16 protein-coding genes are annotated in these 17,802 nt (G+C 47.3%); 2 read left to right on the plus strand and 14 right to left on the minus strand.

Annotation, left to right across the window (positions count from 1 at the left end):
- Nucleotides 1-82 precede the first annotated feature (82 nt).
- Entirely contained in the window at nucleotides 83-1,261 is a 1,179-nt protein-coding gene (locus MTP41_RS15740) for a hypothetical protein (RefSeq protein WP_249235725.1), read from the plus strand.
- On the opposite strand, the gene MTP41_RS13450 is transcribed toward MTP41_RS15740, so the two are convergent.
- Genes MTP41_RS13450 through xerA form a run of 5 tightly spaced genes read right to left on the minus strand, consistent with a single transcriptional unit; the run spans nucleotide 1,183 to nucleotide 9,371 of the window.
- Nucleotides 1,183-2,574, minus strand: a complete 1,392-nt coding sequence (locus MTP41_RS13450) for an NYN domain-containing protein (RefSeq protein ID WP_249235726.1) — start codon at nucleotides 2,572-2,574, stop codon at nucleotides 1,183-1,185. The two genes, MTP41_RS15740 and MTP41_RS13450, sit on opposite strands and share 79 nt — an antisense overlap.
- Nucleotides 2,575-2,600: 26 nt before the next feature.
- Nucleotides 2,601-5,690, minus strand: coding sequence for a type I restriction endonuclease subunit R (locus MTP41_RS13455; protein WP_249235727.1), 3,090 nt, complete (start codon nucleotides 5,688-5,690; stop codon nucleotides 2,601-2,603).
- Nucleotides 5,691-5,706: 16 nt separating this feature from the next.
- A complete protein-coding gene (locus tag MTP41_RS13460; protein ID WP_249235728.1) occupies nucleotides 5,707-7,209 on the minus strand; it encodes a hypothetical protein in 1,503 nt (500 codons plus the stop codon).
- Nucleotides 7,210-7,244: 35 nt separating this feature from the next.
- A complete protein-coding gene (locus tag MTP41_RS13465) occupies nucleotides 7,245-8,375 on the minus strand; it encodes a restriction endonuclease subunit S (protein ID WP_249235729.1) in 1,131 nt (376 codons plus the stop codon).
- 12 nt (nucleotides 8,376-8,387) lie between these two features.
- Entirely contained in the window at nucleotides 8,388-9,371 is a 984-nt protein-coding gene (gene xerA, locus MTP41_RS13470) for a site-specific tyrosine recombinase/integron integrase (RefSeq protein WP_249235730.1), read from the minus strand.
- Nucleotides 9,372-9,408: 37 nt separating this feature from the next.
- Here xerA and MTP41_RS13475 point away from each other — a divergent pair, with 37 nt between their 5' ends.
- Nucleotides 9,409-10,101, plus strand: coding sequence for a restriction endonuclease subunit S (locus tag MTP41_RS13475; protein ID WP_249235731.1), 693 nt, complete (start codon nucleotides 9,409-9,411; stop codon nucleotides 10,099-10,101).
- On the opposite strand, the gene MTP41_RS13480 is transcribed toward MTP41_RS13475, so the two are convergent.
- The 9 genes from MTP41_RS13480 to MTP41_RS13520 form a co-directional block, all read right to left on the minus strand.
- Nucleotides 10,098-10,601, minus strand: a complete 504-nt coding sequence (locus MTP41_RS13480; RefSeq protein WP_249235732.1) for a restriction endonuclease subunit S — start codon at nucleotides 10,599-10,601, stop codon at nucleotides 10,098-10,100. The two genes, MTP41_RS13475 and MTP41_RS13480, sit on opposite strands and share 4 nt — an antisense overlap.
- Entirely contained in the window at nucleotides 10,591-12,093 is a 1,503-nt protein-coding gene (locus MTP41_RS13485; protein ID WP_249235733.1) for a class I SAM-dependent DNA methyltransferase, read from the minus strand. Before MTP41_RS13485 ends, MTP41_RS13480 begins: the two co-directional genes overlap by 11 nt.
- 69 nt (nucleotides 12,094-12,162) lie before the next feature.
- Complete coding sequence (locus MTP41_RS13490; RefSeq protein WP_008982943.1) at nucleotides 12,163-12,402, minus strand: helix-turn-helix domain-containing protein; 240 nt, start codon at nucleotides 12,400-12,402, stop codon at nucleotides 12,163-12,165.
- A gap of 149 nt (nucleotides 12,403-12,551) precedes the next feature.
- Complete coding sequence (locus tag MTP41_RS13495) at nucleotides 12,552-13,916, minus strand: relaxase/mobilization nuclease domain-containing protein (RefSeq protein WP_249235734.1); 1,365 nt, start codon at nucleotides 13,914-13,916, stop codon at nucleotides 12,552-12,554.
- Complete coding sequence (locus MTP41_RS13500; RefSeq protein ID WP_005934759.1) at nucleotides 13,877-14,206, minus strand: plasmid mobilization protein; 330 nt, start codon at nucleotides 14,204-14,206, stop codon at nucleotides 13,877-13,879. The genes MTP41_RS13495 and MTP41_RS13500 overlap by 40 nt, the downstream gene beginning before the upstream one ends.
- A 236-nt stretch (nucleotides 14,207-14,442) precedes the next feature.
- Nucleotides 14,443-15,102, minus strand: a complete 660-nt coding sequence (locus MTP41_RS13505; protein ID WP_076917488.1) for an SIMPL domain-containing protein — start codon at nucleotides 15,100-15,102, stop codon at nucleotides 14,443-14,445.
- Nucleotides 15,102-15,758, minus strand: a complete 657-nt coding sequence (locus MTP41_RS13510; protein ID WP_076917487.1) for a VWA domain-containing protein — start codon at nucleotides 15,756-15,758, stop codon at nucleotides 15,102-15,104. The genes MTP41_RS13505 and MTP41_RS13510 overlap by 1 nt, the downstream gene beginning before the upstream one ends.
- Before the next feature lie 101 nt (nucleotides 15,759-15,859).
- Nucleotides 15,860-16,282, minus strand: a complete 423-nt coding sequence (locus MTP41_RS13515) for a hypothetical protein (protein WP_008396798.1) — start codon at nucleotides 16,280-16,282, stop codon at nucleotides 15,860-15,862.
- Nucleotides 16,279-17,787 (minus strand): Y-family DNA polymerase, encoded by a 1,509-nt coding sequence (locus tag MTP41_RS13520; RefSeq protein ID WP_147561332.1) that lies wholly within the window; start codon nucleotides 17,785-17,787, stop codon nucleotides 16,279-16,281. The genes MTP41_RS13515 and MTP41_RS13520 overlap by 4 nt, the downstream gene beginning before the upstream one ends.
- Between the last annotated feature and the right edge of the window lie 15 nt (nucleotides 17,788-17,802).

The raw sequence follows: 17,802 nt of genomic DNA on the forward strand, positions 1-17,802 counted from the left end.
GTTTAATTGAACATTTCCAAGAGGTGTGGTATAATGAACTCCCCCTATTCGTACAACCAACCTCTGACCAAAGGAGCAAACATTGAAACTATTTGCAATCGGAAATGGAAGCGTATCGGATTACTTAAGAAGCAACATCAGTTCATTAAAAGATAAAATCGCTTCATACACTGACGAACAGATAATGAACAGCGATTTTGATGAATGGGTTGAATATCTTACGAAAAAGTATCAGGTTGAACCTATTACCTTTTTCGTTAATGCAACTACAAGAAGTTTGCATGAAACAACCATTCAACAGTACAATCCATGGAGCAGGATGGGAAGTGCCTATGGAGAGCCTGAATATTACAACTTGGATGGCTATAACATTGACTTCAAAATTCCCTTTGCTGGTGATTCGGTTCTTCTTAAATGCCAACCGTCCACTTATACATTCACAAGTTATGAAATCGTAGACTTTCAACGCTCGACAGAGAGTAGCTATGGCTATATCACAATTCGCTTGTCTTATACAAACCAAGAAATAAAATCTTTTGGTGAGCAGCTAGAAGAAAAGATTGACACCGCTTTCAAAAACCGATTCAAAAATTTTGAAGAAACGAGTGGCTATGTAAACAACGAAGTTCGCAGCTATAATGAGCAGTTGGAATCAACAGTTCGGCAACTGTTAAATGAACGGAAAAATAAAGCATCAGACTTCTTTTCAATTAGCAAGGCATTGAAAATTCCACTCAATCTAAACTCGTCTGCACCTAATTTGACTCCTATTCCCTTAAAGAAACCACATCGGGCAAACCTGAACGAACCTAAGCAGCACGCACCCGAAAAGCAATTCTTGAAGCGCAATGGTCGAGGTTGCGATGATAACCGGCTTGTTCATGCGTTTGCTGTACAGCAGCACCGGCACAAGATAGCCAAAGGACTTTCCAATGCCCACGCCAGCTTCAATCGCAAAATGCTGATCGTTTATGAGGGCGTCCACAATCTCAAAGGACATATCCTGCTGCCCTTCACGCATTTCCAAGCCATGCTGCGGGGCTTCATCCCAAAAGAAGGTGCTGACTTGCTCACTCATGGAGTACAGCTCTGCTTTTCTGCGCTTTTTCCGTTCCTCCGATGTATTGAATCCAAAATAGAATCTGTTGTCCATCCATATTCCTCCCGGAATAGAAACCAAGGCTATCCGCGTTTCAGCTCAATGCTGACGTTTCCGTTCTCGTCGATAGTCAGCGTCATGTGCCTGATGTGCTTCTCATAGAACTGCCGCCGCTCTGCGGGAGACATTTCGATCCTCGTGTTTCGCAGAGCTGTATCAAACATATCGTTGACATTCAGGTGAACGGAGTTGTCAATCCAGCGGTACATCTCCTTGAACAGTGCGTTTTTCTTGATGTCCTCGCTGTTGCCGGAGTAGAAGTCATCCAGATAGCAGTAGAATATCCCAGATTCTGAAAGTGCCGCCTTCATATCCGGTCCGCATTTTTCCCGCTCAATCATGACAAGGAATCTGGCGTCCGGTAAGGAAGAGATCAGCCCCCAGTAGTCGGAATCGCTTGAGACGATGACGAAGGAATCCACTTGCTTCTGGTAGTGTTCCTGACAGGCTCTTGCGGTGAGCTTGATGTCTACCAGTGATTTGTTCTGCTTGATCCGCTCAATCATGATATGTTCAACGGGGATGCGGGTGTAGTTTTCAAGAATCCGCCATGCCGTAGCGGTGTGTACATCATCAAAGAGAATGATCGCCGTAATCTTCTGCATGACCTCATAATCAAGATTTTTGAGCGTGGCGCACAGCTTGTACGGGTCGGAGTTTTCGCAGTCCACTACCAATACGGTCTTCTCACTGTCATCTATGAAGTCGTAGATATTGTTTTTTACAAAAGCCCCTGCATCGGAGACTTTACTGTATTCCGTGAAGGCGTCGCAATGCCATTGATAAAGCAGGGTAGCAAACTTCTTGTCATTATAGAGGACATTACCCTCGTCCATCGGTACCCAGTTGATGTACATTTGATAGGGGTAGTAGGAGAGACTTGCGTAATAGATGTCCGCAGCATCTTTCGTTCCGTCCTCTGTCAAGCCGTTTGGCATAATGAACAGCTCTTTTATGTACGCCCAGTTAATCCAGATTGGAAAGAGGCTTTTGCAGTTGTTAATGCGGTCTGAAATCAGCCGGTTGATCTCGATAATGTGGTGGCAGAGCTTTGTACTCGACTTTTTAATAAAGCTGATTCCGTCATTTGAAAGCTGCTGCATACTGGACATTGGAAGGATCTCAGGCATCGAAAGAAGCCCACGGTATTCCATCCGCATGATGTCATTTATTTTCCGGTAGTTGCGCTCAATGGCGGTGCGGATGATACATAGATTACGAATGATACGGGCATTTTTATCCTGTTCAAGCCGGTTGTATATCTCTATCTTCGGCGGCTCGTGTTCATTTTGGAAAATACGAAGCGGGACGCCGATCAGGTAAGCGACCTTTGACACAAGCTCATAGGTGCTGTCTTTGTAGGCAATCTGTTCTCCGGCATATTCGATGCCATTCAACATGACTGAATTGCCCATGATCTACTCCTTTCTCGTAGGGGGAGTTAAGCGGTCATTACATTGTCCGTCCACATCTCACACTGGCTCATGACAGTCTGGACAGCATCATCCATACCCTCTGGCGGATATTTGTGTTTTTTCAGCAACCTTTTGACCAGGCGGCGCATTCCAGCTCTTGCGCTCTCTTTCTTTTGCCAGTCTATTGTCTGGTTTTTGCGAAGCAAATCTGTCAGTTCTTTCGTGATAGCAATAAGCTCGTCATGCTCGTAAAAGTCCTTGATTGCTTGCGGCTTTGTGAGGGCATCATAGAAAGCAAGCTCGTCCGCTGTCAATCCGAGTTTTTCACCCTCGGCGGCAGCAGCGGCAATGTCTTTCGCCAGCTTGAGTAATTCTTGAATGACTTCCTCGTTGGTCAACATTCCGTTCAAATAGCGGTTCATTGCGCTCTGAATGATTTCGGAGAACTTCTCGGATTTGACAATGTTTGTACGACGATAAACAGATACTTGTTCAGCAATCAGCTTTTTCAGAAGTTCGACTGCCAGATTCTTCTCCTTCATGTTTGCCACTTCTTCAAGGAACTTCGGATCGAACAACGAAAACTCAGTCTGGACATCGGAGAAGAGGTTGATAACGCCTTCGCTCTTGATGCTGTGCTTCAATAGCTCGTTAATGCGCTCATTTACTTCCGGAAGCGTAAACTTCTTTCCGGTACCGCCTGAAACCAAGCGCACGGTCATTGTTCTTACGGACTCGAAGAAAGCCGCCTCCATGCGAGTTTGCTCGTCTACCAAACTGCTGCACAGCGAAAGTGCCTGCTTGAGAAGTAGCGCTTCTTTGATAAACACATTCTGTGTCTTCTCATTGTCGGGAAGATCGTACTCTGCAACACTCTTGCCGAGTATGAAGTTCACGCCGCCGCTGATAAGCTTTGCACGGTCGAGGTCGCTTCCGGTCATGAATTTCTCATAACTGAATCCGTGGAACAAATCTCTGCAAATAGAGAGCTTTTCAAGGAACTTCGGATATGCAGCCTTGCTTACATCTGTATCACCATAGTTCTTCTTGTCTCTGGCAGTATAGTCGTTCATTGCCTGTTTCAGTGCAGCCGCAATACCGACGTAATCAACAACCAAACCGCCTTCTTTATCTTTGAAGACACGATTGACGCGGGCGATAGCTTGCATCAGGTTGTGTCCAGCCATTGGCTTATAGACATACATCGTAGCGAGGGAGGGAACATCAAAGCCGGTCAGCCACATATCCACGACGATAGCGATTTTCAGCGGGGAGTTATTGTCTTTGAATTTCCGCGCCATATCGTCCTTATGAGCTTTGTTGCCGATAATCTCACGCCATTCTTCGGGATCGTTATTGCCTTGCGTCATGACCACTGCAATCTTTTCCGTCCACGCTGGGCGTAGCTCAAGAATGCGCTTATAAATCTTCATTGCTATGGGACGCGAATAAGCAACGATCATCGCCTTGCCGGTTAGGATATTCTCACGGTAATTCTCGTAATGATCAAGAATGTCATTTACCAAGGAATTGATCGTCTGGTCGGCACCGAGGATTGCTTCCATCTGACCAAGTTCCTTTTTGCTCTTTTCAATGACATACGGATCGGCGTTGTCAGCCATAATGTCATACTCATTATCGATCAGATGGAGGGTGTTCTCGTCGAGTTTCAGGTGAATCACACGGCTCTCGTAGTAGACGGGTCTGGTCGCGCCATCTTCAACTGCCTGAGTCATATCATAGATGTCGATGTAATCACCGAAGACCTCTCGTGTACTGCGATCTTTTGTGGAGATCGGTGTTCCGGTGAATCCAATGTAGGTCGCATTAGGAAGCGTGTCTCTTATAATGCGGGCAGTGCCTATAACGGTTTTCGCCTCGACTTCGCCGTTGTCCTTCTGCTTGACCACAACCTTCTCATTAAGACCATATTGCCCACGATGCGCTTCATCAGCCATCACGATAATGTTCCGGCGTTCCGAAAGAGCTTCGTTGCTTTCTTCAAACTTCTGCATGGTCGTGAAGATTATGCCGTTTGCCTGTCTGTTTGCAAGCAGTTCTTTGAGATTCTTGCGGCTCTCAGCGTGCTGCGGCGTTTGCCGGAGGAAGTCCTTGCAGCGGGCAAATTGTCCGTAAAGCTGGTCGTCCAGATCGTTACGGTCGGTAATGACAACGATAGTGGGGCTTTCTAACGCTTCTTGCAGATAATGAGCATAGAAGACCATAGACAACGATTTTCCGCTGCCCTGTGTATGCCAGAAGACGCCACCCTTACCGTCCGTCACGGTTGCGTGTTTTGTAGACTCAATCGCCTTTTTGACTGCGAAATACTGATGATACCCGGCGAGTATCTTGAAAGTATTCTGTCCATCCACATTAAAGCAGATGAAGTTTTTCACGATGTCAAGGAAGCGGGTCTTCTCAAACAGTCCTACAAAGAATGTGTCAAATGATGCGTGTTGCGTATTCTCATAGCTGCCGTCTGTTGTTTTCCACTCCATAAAGCGGTCTTCGCCGGACGTGATTGTACCAGCCTTTGAAGTGGTCAAGTCGCTCATGACACATACCGCATTATAAATGAACATAGAGGGGATCTCATACATATAGTTCCGGAGCTGGCGGTATGCTGCGGAAGCGTCGGTTTCCTCGCGGGACGGAGACTTCAACTCCACAATGACGAGCGGGAGACCATTGACAAAGAGAATCACATCTGGTCTTTTTTCGGAGTTCTCAATGAAAGTCCATTGATTCGCAACTGTGAACTCGTTACTGGCAGGATTTTTGAAGTCTACAAGGTAAACAAGGGTAGAGCGTTCTTCACCCTTGTCATAGTATTTTACCGGGACTCCGTTTTGGAGGTAGTCCATAAATACCATGTTCTTCTGCAAGAGCGTTCCGGTTTCAAAGTTCTTGAGCTTATAGGTTGCCTCCGTCAGAGCATCCATTGGCAAGTTTTTGTTGATTCGCTGCAAAGAGGGCAGCAGGACATCCTCATAAAGCGGAGAGTGATAATCGCGCTCCACATCCGGTCCATAGACATAGGTATATCCAAGCTCCTCATTGAGAAGCTGCAAGACGGCATTCTCATAATTTGATTCGGTAAAATAGCCCGACATTTGTACTCAACTCCCTCTATATAATATCCGCATAGATGCGGTTTTCAGCTTTTGTGAAGATTACCTCAGCAGGAAATAAATCTTCTCCTGTATTTGCCATTGAAACCAGCGTCATTGCCCATTCGTTCAACTGTACAGGCAGCCTATAACATAGATTTTCAGGTGATGCCTCAACAGTGACTAATGGGATGCCGCCCTTTGCAATACCGACAGAAAGAACTACAAAGGCGTTTTTTCCTTTGGTGAGTTCCAGAATGGGTTGTCTGTCTACATCGTGATAAACTTTTGCGCCGCGTCGATTCCTAAAAAAACCCTTTTCTTGATCTTTCACCGGCTCAACAGGCAGCTTATTTTTCATCTGCTCAAAATGGGTTTCAAGTCTTTGGCAGATGCAGCTATTACAATACTCCGGTTGCATATCAAAGTCTTGTTCGATGTCTTTAGCTGAATTGAAATGATTCATGAAATCCAGCAGTCCCAAAAAGCTAACAAGGTCATCTGAATAATTACCGGCATAGACCTTATACCAATCATTGTTGATCTCAAACACGATATGAAAAAGCTGCTTGTATAGCTGTAACTGCCCATCGGTTAGTCTGAACCATTCTTTGCTAAGAAGAGTCTTCGCAATGCGGGGACTGTCCTGCGTCGGTGTCAAGGAATGGTATAGCGATTTCATCAGTTTGCCGATAATTCCTACCAGCATATCAGCCATTCTAATTCCAAAGTGGTCTATCGAGTCTGCCTCTTCGCAATTCTTCAAACTGGCTTCTTTCGCGGCAATGAGAGTTTTGCTTTCGGCTCCTGCTTCACCTTCCTTGTCAAGCAAGACTGAATAATCAAGAATGCCCTTGCTGCTCAGGAAATTTCCAAACCCGACAAACTGCAAATGGTAGTCCCAAGCGAGGGACTGCGGAACATCGACGTTATTCAGGACATAAAGGACGGCTTCAAATGCCGTGTTTTCCTGCGCCTTCAATTCGCGGTTTTCTTTGTTACGACTAATCCGGTTCGTCAAGAATGTCATTAACGCAGCTACAAACTCCGCCGGACTTTTATACAGGCTTTCAATTACCTCTGTGGGTCGGTATGTAACTATCGCTTTGACTATTGAGTAGCGTGCAGCGTCCATATCAAAGAAGACGCTATTGCGATAGCCTTTGAAAATCTGGGTGATAACGTATTCGATTTTGCTTGCACAGAACAGATAGATATAGCTGTTCTCATCAAAGATGGAGAAGAAATCTCCAAGCAGCTTTACATTTGCTTCGTTGAGAGAGGCAAATCCATGAACTAACTGCTTCGGCTTTATCGTTCCGCTTTTCAGCTCTCCTTTTTTCTTCCTATCAGCGTATTTTTCTTCAAAAGCATGATAACGCTGTTCAAAAGCTGTTTCGTGATCGCTGCGCCACCCAATAATAGCTGCCAGAAAACCATCATAATACGTCTCGCCAGTAACGGTTGAGAGATTGATGACCCTGCTATGCTCAGACTCATCGTAGTAAAAGCAGTATTGCATCTTATCCCTCCTAACGTAAACGATAATTTAGCGGCTTAGAGTTGGATGTCAGAGACGTCTATCTCGCCGGACATGAGCTTCGGCAGCAGTGTATCACGCATTTGGGACAGTGCTTTCGATTGAACATCGTTTGCTTCCATAGCCTCATACATTGGCGCAACCAGAGATTCAAACTCTTCAAGGGCTGACGCGGAGGGAATGACAACTTCCATCGCATTCAATATATCCGTTGTCATGCTTGGAACGGCGGATCCAGCATTCATTGATGCGAGGTCTTTTGCCTTGACAAAGTGATATACAAACTTCGCTACATTCGGAAGTTTCATTTCGGTGTAGAACATGGTGTCAACAGACCAAAACGGTTGATTGACATACATGACGTTGTTCAGAGTCCCTTTTCTTGGAATCAGAACTGATTCCTTATTATACAGAGGGCGCTCAACATAGCGCATTATCCCACCAGAGCCATAGACGGGATAGATACCATCAGCTAATTTCTTGTGGTCTTTACCGTATTTTACGGTTATGAGATCAGATAGATGTCCATGCGACCATGCAGGATCAGGGTTATCAATGAACATTGAAGAGTAAATCGCCTGAGCCTGCTGCTGTAAATTATCGTTTATCTTTATGTTGTTCTCGATCTTGTCGTTTATCGTCTCTACAATGCTTGCAATTCGCCTTTGCTCTTGAAGGCTCGGCAAACAAAGACGAATTTTTTTGAAGTTTTTGAGTGGTTGCGATAACGCAGGTACTCCCGTTTGGTTAGCAAACGATAGTATCTTGTTTTGACCTTCAAATGTATGAAAGTAAAACACAAGATACGGAACATAGACCATAGAAGAATCGAAAGACACGCGGAACTGTCGTTGTGAGCAAAGGTATTCATCATACAATGAATTTTCCGGAATATATGCTATTTGCCCAATCGTACCACTGATTGTAACAATCACATCTCCGCGATGTGCAATCGATCTGCTCAGCGAACGAGCCTTTTCCTCTGTAACGAATTTAGTTATGTTGTCAGTGACCTTGTACCCTTTTAAGTTCGCTCCATCAATGATAGGGAAGCCACTTGGGACAAAACACTCGACTTTCAGATTTGATCCAAATGGTCCTGCGGCTATATCTGTAATCGCAGTAGACAATTCAATTTCTTTGCCCATCTTTACACCATCCTAACCAATGTATTTTCTATGTGCCAGCTTCACATTCTGTTGTTTCACCATTGCATAGTGCATGGTGGTATCGATTTTCTGATGCCCTAAGAGCTGCTGGACTTGCTCTATGGGCATTCCTTTGTCTATGGCAGTAGTAGCCAGTGTGCGCCTGAACTTGTGAGGGTGAACCTTCGGGATATTCAGACGCTTTCCCATCTCCCGAAGGCGTGTCTCCACTCCGCCAATCATCAATCGGTCGAAGGGAGCTTTCAGGGAAACAAACAAAGCCGGGTTTTCATCCGATCTGCCCTCAAGATAGTTTTGAAGGTGGATCTTCGTCCTTGCATCGAAGTAGACCAATCGTTCCTTATTGCCCTTGCCGATAACCACGCATTCGCGTTCGTTGAAGTTGATGTCTTCGCGGTTTAGCGTGACCAGTTCTCCAACACGCATTCCGGACGAAGCCAGAAGATCAACCATAGCCAAATCACGCGCCGTTGTACAGTTGTCGCGCATCAGCTCCAACGCTTCATCGGTGTAGGTGTCCTTAACAACCTTTGCGGTTTTAACTTTGTGAATCCGGCGTACCGGACTTTTCACGATGAAGTCCTCATCCTCAAGCCAAGAGAAGAAACTGGACAGGATCCGGCGGATGTTGTCTATGGTCACTTTACTCGACCTGCGCTGAACCTGATAGTTGGTTAGATAGCGGCGCAAATCATCTGTGGTGACCTGTTGCACAGCCTTTCCGACTCCGGCAATCAGAGATTCAATCGTCTTCCGGTAGTAGCTCAGGGTTTTCTCTGAGCAGCCTTCGATCCGCTTTGCCGTGATAAATGCTTCGACTGCATCTGTTTCTTCTGCTGGAATTGAGCCACTATCATAGGTGATCGTTGCCCCTTCCAATGTCTCAGCCATTGCATCCCGAAGGTGCATGAGCTGTTCGTTGTTAAGATACGGCAGCATTTTTCGCTGTATCTCCGTGATGAGTTGTTCTGTCATTGTCGTGTCTCCTTTCGAGGTAAGAGAACGACATTCAGTGGCAGTCCCTTTTGTAAAACTCTCGCCACTGGTGAGAGTTATTCAGGCGGTAAACGATAATTTACAGCAGCAAGCAGCCGCATTGTTTTCGAGCCTCTATGATCGGTCAAACACCGAGGTTAGATTCACCGATTTGATACAGATACTCGGCGGTGGGACACCAAAAACAGGCGAAAATACTTATTGGAACGGTAATATTGCCTTCTTTACCCCAAAAGATGTTGGCACACCATACACACTTATCACAGAAAAGACTATCTCAAAAGAAGGTCTTTCACATTGTAACAGCCGACTGTATCCTGTGAACACCGTTTTCGTCACTGCAAGAGGCACTGTTGGTAAAGTTGGTATGTCCGGAGTTCCGATGGCTATGAACCAATCCTGCTATGCGCTTGTCGGTAAAGAGACGCATCAACTTCTTGTATATTTCTACACACTCAAAGCTGTTGATAGGCTCAAGCACAAAGCAAGTGGAGCCGTATTTGATGCGATTACCACCAGAGATTTTGAATCAGAGCAAATCATGAAACTCTCTGATGATGATGCTACGGCGTTTCTCCGTGTTGCAGAGCCCATGTTTCAGGAGGTGCTTAACAACAACATCGAAAACTTGCGACTTTCAACACTACGGGATTCATTGCTGCCTAAGCTCATGTCAGGCGAGATAGACGTCTCTGCCGTCCAGCTCTAAGCCGCTAAATTATCGTTTATCTTCTTATTGACTGTAATCCGATCATCAATGCTTCTTAGCAACTTACCAATACGAAGTTGAGTCTCGTGAGTGAAACATGGGACCTCGTATTGCATAATCGCGGTTTTGTCGCCTCTTGGCATCTTTGTCCCCTTAGACGTAGCAGAAGCATAATTGAAAAACGCATCATTAGCTAAGACGTAGTATAAAAATGTCGAGTCACACCCGCACTCTGCTCTGAAAACAAGAACATCATTTGAACACCCGCCATCATCATCCGCCATCCAGATTTTCTTGAAATATGGGCGGATATTGGAAACTAATATATCGTCTTTCATGTACTGCTGGGTATATTGGGCAGAAGGCAATGCTCCTGCATCAACAATACCGCCTTTGTTTGGCACCATATTCTCAGTGGAAACATAGTTTCGTTTAGATAGAGTATCAACTGATACTTTTCCTTTAGCGTAGGAACACAGAGAGCTAAGTTCAGATGTCATATCCAATCGCCCCCAGTCGTTCTTTGATCTGCGCTTCAAGTTCATGAGACTTAGTGAAAAGCTCAGACAGTTCAGAAGTCAGGCGTCCCATTTTCTCTTCAAACGGCTCACCGTCATCTTCTTGTTCCTCAATGCCAACATAGCGTCCCGGAGTAAGAATGTAGTCCTGCTTTGCAATGTCCTGAGTAGTAACAACCGCACAGAAGCCTTTCTCGTCTTCAAGTGTTCCTTCAACGAAGGCATTGTAGGTGTCAGCAATTTTTCTGATGTCTTCATCCGTCAGCTCACGCAGCTTCCGCGTGACCATAGTACCGAGTTTCCGTGCGTCGATGAATAGCGTCTTTCCTTTCTGTTTCTTGTTCTTTGCAAGGAACCAGAGCGATACCGGAATCTGCGTCGTGTAGAATAACTGCGTCGGCATTGCGACGATACAGTCCACAAGGTCGGCATTGATAATGTTCTTGCGGATTTCACCTTCACCGCCGGACTGCGAGGAAAGCGAACCATTTGCAAGAACCATACCGATACGCCCATTCGGGGCGAGATGCCAGATCATGTGCTGCAACCACGCGAAGTTTGCATTTCCAGCAGGAGGCGTACCATACTGCCAACGGACATCATCAACGAGTTTATCCGCACCCCAGCCGGAGAGATTGAAGGGAGGATTTGCCATAATGAAGTCTGCCTTGAGTTGAGGGTGGCAGTCGTTAAAGAACGTGTCCGCATTAAACTTGCCGAGGTCGGCTTCAATACCGCGAATGGCAAGATTCATCTGCGCCATCTTCCATGTGGTCGGGTTGGAGTCCTGACCAAAAACGGAAATCTTGTTGATGTTGCCGCCGTGATTCTCGATGAACTTTGCAGACTGAACGAACATACCGCCAGAGCCGCAGCATGGGTCATAAACACGTCCATTAAACGGCTGCAACACCTCAACAAGGGTACGCACAACACAAGAGGGTGTATAGAACTCACCAGCAAGTTTACCTTCTTGCTCAGCAAACTTGGAGAGACAGTATTCGTATGTACGACCGAGAATGTCCTTGCTGTTTCCATGTTCGATCATCTGAATGTTGGTGAAGAGATCAACCACTTCACCAAGACGCCGCTTGTCCAGCTCTGGACGGGCGAAGTTCTTAGGAAGAATATCTTTGAGGCGCTTGTTTTCTTTCTCGATACTGCGCATTGCGTCATCAATCACCGTGCCAATTTCCGGCGTGTGAGCGGCAGCAGCAATCGCACTCCATCGTGCATTCTCAGGGACAAAGAAGATGTTTTCGGCAGTGTATTCGTCCTGATCCTCTTCAAATCCATCGCCTTCCTCGACCAGTTCCTTGTACTTTGCCTCGAAGCGATCAGAAATGTATTTCAAGAAAATCAATCCAAGAACGACGGACTTGTATTCGGATGCGTCGATGTTTCCGCGCAGGACGCAAGCCGCGTCCCAGATTTGTTTTTCAAAGCCGATATTGCTTGTGTTATTCTCAGCCATTTCAGCAACCTCCAAAGTTATAGTTTCACACTTACTATTTTACAAAAAGAGCTGTACGAAAAACCGGACTTAATTCTTGTCCGTTCGCACAGCCTCACATATATCTCCGATGTCACAGTTCAGGTAATCACAAATGCGCAGCAAAATAGAGAGGGACACTTCTTCCCCCTTATTCAGTTTTGTCCATGTTCCGGCAGACAGCCCTACCTCATGTCGTAGAGAAGCCCTCTTTATGTCGCGTTCCAGAAGAAGCATCCATAGTTTCTTATAGCTTATGCGCACGGCAACCATCCTTTCACTTGCTTGCATTCAACATCGCTTATAATATTATACCGGATTTCATTCTCAAAAGCAATCCGTTGATGCAAAAATTAAAGAAAAAGTTTCAACTTCTCGAACCTTCTCTCAAGGATGCAGGGCATCTCCGGTCAACAGAAGATGCCCTGCTTTTGAAGAGATTATTCGCGCTGTGTGCTGCGCAGATGATCACGGTCATGGTCAACAGAAGGAGCGAGAAACGTATCAACATTAGACTTGATCGTCTCTATGTGCTTCGCTTCTTTTTTGAGCTTCGCACGTTCATCATAGAGCCGTTGCTGCTCTTCAAGAAGTCGCTGCTGTTCCGCTTGCAGTGTCTTCAAGCTCGGCAGTTTTTCATCGCCCTGCATGGCAAGAAGCGTACTCCGCGCCGCCTCAAAGATCACAAGCTCTGCCTCGTGCTTTGCCTTGAAGCTCGGCTTATCCTTCGCCTTCTGGAAGGCGTCATACACGGGCTTGAGCCGCTGATAGTTGGAGATATTCTTGATAAGCGGCTGGACTTCACGCAGACGTGCTTCCACAGCTTTCAGTTCCTTGCCGGTGCGGTCATAGGAGCCGTGAACATCCTCAACCTTCTTCTCAAGATCAGCGTATTGGAGCAAGTTGTTTTCCGTGAGATAGTTGAGCGTCCGTGCCGCTTCCTTGAGGATTGTGAGCTTGGCTTTATACTCATAGCCCTTGCTGTCGATGAGCCTGATCCGCTCCTGAATATCTCCGATAAGGGAGATGCCATTCGGCACGGTCTGTCTCTGGCTTCTTCGGGGCGTCCGTCCGGCAATTCGTTCCTTGATGCGTTCCTCTGTGTAGTTCTCTCCGATGGTTTTAGAACGGGTAAACCGCTCCTGACCTTCAGCACGGAAGGAGATGTATTTGCCGGTCTTTATTTCATAACCGGCTTCCTGCATGAGCCGAAGGAAGTCATCATAGTCTTTGGCGGTGATGACAAGCCGATCGATGGTCTGCTTGAGCTTTTGCTTCCAACTCGTGCCGCGTTTGGCTTCTGTGTACTCTTTGTAGTCCATGCCTTTGTTCTGAGAGGGAGGGATAACAGAGAGACCGTTTTCCTTACAGAGCCGGTCGCTGACCTCGCGCATATCATAGTAAATCCGCTTGTAGCTCTTGTATGCGTGGTAGTCCACAAAGTCAACCGCATTGAAAATCAGATGGTTATGAACATGGTCTTTGTCAATGTGAGTGGTCAGCACATACTCATATTTTCCTCCGAGGATTTCGTCTGCAAACTGCTTGCCGATCTCGTGGGCAAGCTCCGGTGTGACCTCTCCAATTTCAAAGGACTGGATCACATGACGGGCTATGATCCTGACCGGATTCATCCCTTTTTGCTCGGCTATTTTCCGCGTCCACTCAAATTCCCGCGCTGCGGTCTCGCTGGCACAGCCGTAGGACGAGACCAGCAGCTTCTCATCGGTCTTTTCGGGATTCAGAATGTACGCGATTGCCTTGCTCAAAGTTCCTCGGATTGCTTTGATTTTAGTAACTGCCATACCGCGTCCATCTTTTCTTTCAGCTCGTCAATATCGTCCTGATAGAATCGTCCCGTCGAGTTGATCCTGCGGCAGACGGTATTGATGTTCACGCCGATCTTGTTGATTTCGGCGGCGAGCTTTTTCTGCTCTGTGTAGTCCACAACGATGATGTAGCCGTCGATCAGCATCTTCCTTGCATACGCACCGAAGTTCTCTGTGCCGATCATCTCCATCTTCTTTGCAATCGTCCGTTCTTCCTGTGGTGTCAGCCAAATCTTCTTCTGAATGTCTCGTGTTCTTCGTACCATGCTGCGCCCTCCGTCGTAAAGATTAGAAGGGTTTGGGACTATCCCAACAAGCAAAAATCTGATGTTAAGGGCAGGGTCTCCTTAACTGATTTTTCTCCGGTGGGTACTCACCGGATTTGCTTGCTAATCTCCCAAAATCGTATTCCCCGAAGATTCCTCCGTGAAATGTCCCTTCACTTTACAACGGACACAAAAAGGGCGTTTGTTGAGTACCGGATTTCAAAAAAGTCAAAAAATCATTGGATTTCCCATGTGAAAGCCACTGTGTCTGTCACATCAATATCAACCGGCTCAATCTCAGGTGCGGCGCACTTGCTCATCGCCATGAGAGGCTGAATGCAGTCTTCAACATCGTAGCTTGTTCTGGAAAAAACATTGAGTTCGCCCCAGTTGTAGTCGATGTTGAGCAACTGCCCAAGCGTACTGCCTGATGCTTTGCAAAGAATCTCCGCCTTTGCCCTGGCGTTCTCCGTCGCATTGATCAGCAGCTCTTCGCTGACTCTTGCCGGATTTTTCACGGTGAACGCAATGCTGAGTTCTGGTTGCGCCCCACAATCCGCAATCGCAGAAATGACCTTTGCAAGCTGCTTGCTGTCAAAGTCAAAGGCAAGTTTCAAGCGATAGCTGCAAGCATATCCGGCAAACTCTCGCTTGTAATTTCCTTGCCGATCCTTGACATTCTCGTACCTTGTCTGGACATCAAAGCTCGTGGTTTTCAGGTCTTCCTTGCGATACCCAACGCGGACTGCGGCACCTTGCAGTCTTTCGATTCTCTCGGCTGCTTCCGACATTGCGCGGTCATAGGTTTCAGATAAGACTTCAATGTTCAGGGATAGGATGATGTAATCCGGTCTTGCGGAGACATTGCCTGTCCCTTTTACGGTGATTATTCTCATTACTTTCTCCCGTCCTTTCTGGAATTGTAGTCCTCATCAATACGCTTTTTCCAATTCGTACCCAGCGGTACGCTGCATCGGACAGCGGAAACCGCTTCGCTCAGAACTTCATAGTTGAGTTGCGTTCCCTCGCGGTCAGAGTGGTAATTGACCGCTCGATCTGCTCCAATTCCAAAATGCTTTGCCGTCTCAACTGCATCAATGTTTGCACCGAGGAAAAGAAACTCCCAGCCGTACTTTTCCTTCTGTCGCTCAATCATCTTCTTGACCTTCTCGCTGTCATAACGGCGGCTTGCATTCTCCATGCCATCCGTTGTGATGACGAACAGTGTGTGTTCAGGGACATCCTCTTTTCTTGCGTACTTATGGACATTCCCAATGTGATGAATCGCTCCGCCGATAGCATCCAGAAGCGCGGTGCAGCCGCGAACGGAATAGTCTCTGTCGGTCATCGGATCCACCTTCTGAACCGGCACACGGTCATGGATAACCTCGCTCACGTTGTCAAAGAGAACGGTAGAGATCAATGCCTCGCCATTCTCTTTTTTCTGCTTTTCAATCATGGAGTTGAATCCTCCGATGGTGTCTGTTTCCAGTCCGCTCATAGAGCCGCTGCGATCAAGGATGAATACGATCTCCGTCAAGTTCTTTCTCATGTTTTGTACCTCCGTATATAAAAATATGACTGCTTGGTGTCTCACCTTACAGTCATATTGTACTTCGGTATTCACTTCATTTGGTCGCATGGCAAGCGACATTATTCTAAGGACAAGAACAGCTCTCCGTCAATGCTTAGGATGTCATCCATCGGAATCTTCGTGCCGTCCTGCATGGTAATCAGGCGCTCAAAGTCATCAACCTTTATGACTGCGCCGGTTGCAGTTACATACGCACCGCCAGCTTTGCGCTCATCAGGTTTGAAGTAGGTTATTTCAACCTCCGGCTCTTCATCAAGGGCATCCATGAGAAGCTGATACCTCATGTTCAAAGCGGTCAAGGCTCCCTCATCAAGCTCAATCCTTTCGTCGGTCAGACGTCCGGTTTCCTTGATTGCAGAATCATAGCCGGTGAGGGCGGCAAAGGGCGCAAACTGCGCTGCACGATCTGACATCGGCATTTGTGGTCGCGTTTTGGAAACGTGGTGAGGAAGTCCCATGATCTCGTCGTATTTTCCGTTCACGCCTTATGCCCTCCAATCTGCGCATTGCGGTCTTTCGCGGTTGCACCTTCTTCAAGATTCATTGCCTTGAGGATGGCGTTCTTTCCATACTTCTTCTTGATGGCAAGCGTGGCGGCTTGTATCTTCCGCTCACGCTCCAAAGCGGCATCTTCGGCTTTCTGTTTTTCCTCTTCGGCGGCATAGTCGGTAAAGAGGTCGAGCTGGACTGCACCGTCGTTTTTCTTCGGTACATCAGCTTCCGGCAGGACATGATTTGCAACAACATACATACGGCGGACAAGCAGATTCTTATCCACGATCCGGTCGAAGAGTTCTGACACAGCACACATTATTTTGCGAGTAGAGGATGTGTGACCGTCGAGGTTAATAGAGCCGTGCGCCTGTTTCGGAATCTGCCTCCCATAATGATCTGTCTCCACCGCGCCGTGATACTTTGCCCGTCGCGCCGGATCAGTCAGGTTCTCAATGTCGTAGCCAACTGTGAGAACCATCTGGTCGGTGACAAGCCCCTTGTCTACCAAGTCCAGCACAAGCAAGTCCGTCATTTCCCGCACAACCAGCTTCGCCTTCTGCGGCTCATAGGGGCAGTGCAAAACCTGACCAGAGCTGAGGCTGTTGGAGCTGGGACGGTACGCTTTGATTGCTTCAATGGTGGTCGGTTCCCATCCCCACGCATGGTCAATGAGCAATTCCGCATTCTTGCCGAACAGCTTGTAAAGCAAGTCCTCGTTCCGCTCTGAACAGAGGGCAACATCACCCATCGTGAACATCCCGTTCTGCTCAAGTTTCTTGGCAATGCCCCGACCCACGCGCCAGAAGTCCGTGAGAGGCTGATGAGACCAAAGCTCACGCCGGAACTTCATCTCATCCAGCTCTGCAATGCGGACACCGTTCTTGTCGGCGGGGATGTGCTTCGCCACAATATCCATTGCCACTTTGCAGAGAAAGAGATTCGTCCCAATCCCAGCGGTTGCCGTGATGCCGGTTGTCTCAAGCACGTCGAGGATGATCTTCATGGCAAGGTCATGTGCCGAGAGCTTGTAGGTGTTCAGGTAGTCCGTCACGTCCATGAACACCTCGTCGATGGAATAGACCACAATGTCCTCCGGCGCGATGTACTTGAGGTAGACCTGATAGATGCGGGTGCTGTACTCCATGTAATACGCCATTCGGGGCGGCGCAATGATAAAGTCAATCGCCAGAGACGGGTTTGCTTGCAACTCCGAGAAGAAGTGTGATGTGCCGTCCAGTCTGCGTCCCGGTGCGTCGTGCTGCCGTCCGGCATTTGCTTCCTTCACACGCTGCTTGACTTCAAACAGCCGCCCGCGTCCGGAGATACCGTAGCTCTTGAGGGAGGGCGTGACGGCAAGGCAGATGGTCTTATCGGTACGGCTTTCATCCGCAACAACAAGGTTTGTGTCCAGAGGATCTAAGCCGCGCTCCCGGCACTCCACGGAGGCGTAGAAGGATTTCAGGTCGATTGCGATGTAAGTGTGTTGTTTCACCTTCTTTGCCTCCGC

This window comes from Faecalibacterium sp. I4-3-84, from assembly GCF_023347255.1.
Classification (GTDB): Bacteria; Bacillota; Clostridia; order Oscillospirales; family Ruminococcaceae; genus Faecalibacterium; species Faecalibacterium taiwanense.

Excerpts from the sequence above, each read along its gene's own strand:
- MTP41_RS13505 (WP_076917488.1), bottom strand. The coding sequence starts at position 15,102 with ATGAGAATAATCACCGTAAAAGGGACAGGCAATGTCTCCGCAAGACCG.
- MTP41_RS13495 (WP_249235734.1), bottom strand. The coding sequence starts at position 13,916 with ATGGCAGTTACTAAAATCAAAGCAATCCGAGGAACTTTGAGCAAGGCA.
- MTP41_RS13510 (WP_076917487.1), bottom strand. The coding sequence starts at position 15,758 with ATGAGAAAGAACTTGACGGAGATCGTATTCATCCTTGATCGCAGCGGC.
- MTP41_RS13500 (WP_005934759.1), bottom strand. The coding sequence starts at position 14,206 with ATGGTACGAAGAACACGAGACATTCAGAAGAAGATTTGGCTGACACCA.
- MTP41_RS13485 (WP_249235733.1), bottom strand. The coding sequence starts at position 12,093 with ATGGCTGAGAATAACACAAGCAATATCGGCTTTGAAAAACAAATCTGG.
- MTP41_RS13455 (WP_249235727.1), bottom strand. The coding sequence starts at position 5,690 with ATGTCGGGCTATTTTACCGAATCAAATTATGAGAATGCCGTCTTGCAG.
- MTP41_RS13490 (WP_008982943.1), bottom strand. The coding sequence starts at position 12,402 with ATGCAAGCAAGTGAAAGGATGGTTGCCGTGCGCATAAGCTATAAGAAA.
- MTP41_RS13460 (WP_249235728.1), bottom strand. The coding sequence starts at position 7,209 with ATGCAATACTGCTTTTACTACGATGAGTCTGAGCATAGCAGGGTCATC.
- xerA (WP_249235730.1), bottom strand. The coding sequence starts at position 9,371 with ATGACAGAACAACTCATCACGGAGATACAGCGAAAAATGCTGCCGTAT.
- MTP41_RS13480 (WP_249235732.1), bottom strand. The coding sequence starts at position 10,601 with ATGACATCTGAACTTAGCTCTCTGTGTTCCTACGCTAAAGGAAAAGTA.
- MTP41_RS13450 (WP_249235726.1), bottom strand. The coding sequence starts at position 2,574 with ATGGGCAATTCAGTCATGTTGAATGGCATCGAATATGCCGGAGAACAG.
- MTP41_RS13465 (WP_249235729.1), bottom strand. The coding sequence starts at position 8,375 with ATGGGCAAAGAAATTGAATTGTCTACTGCGATTACAGATATAGCCGCA.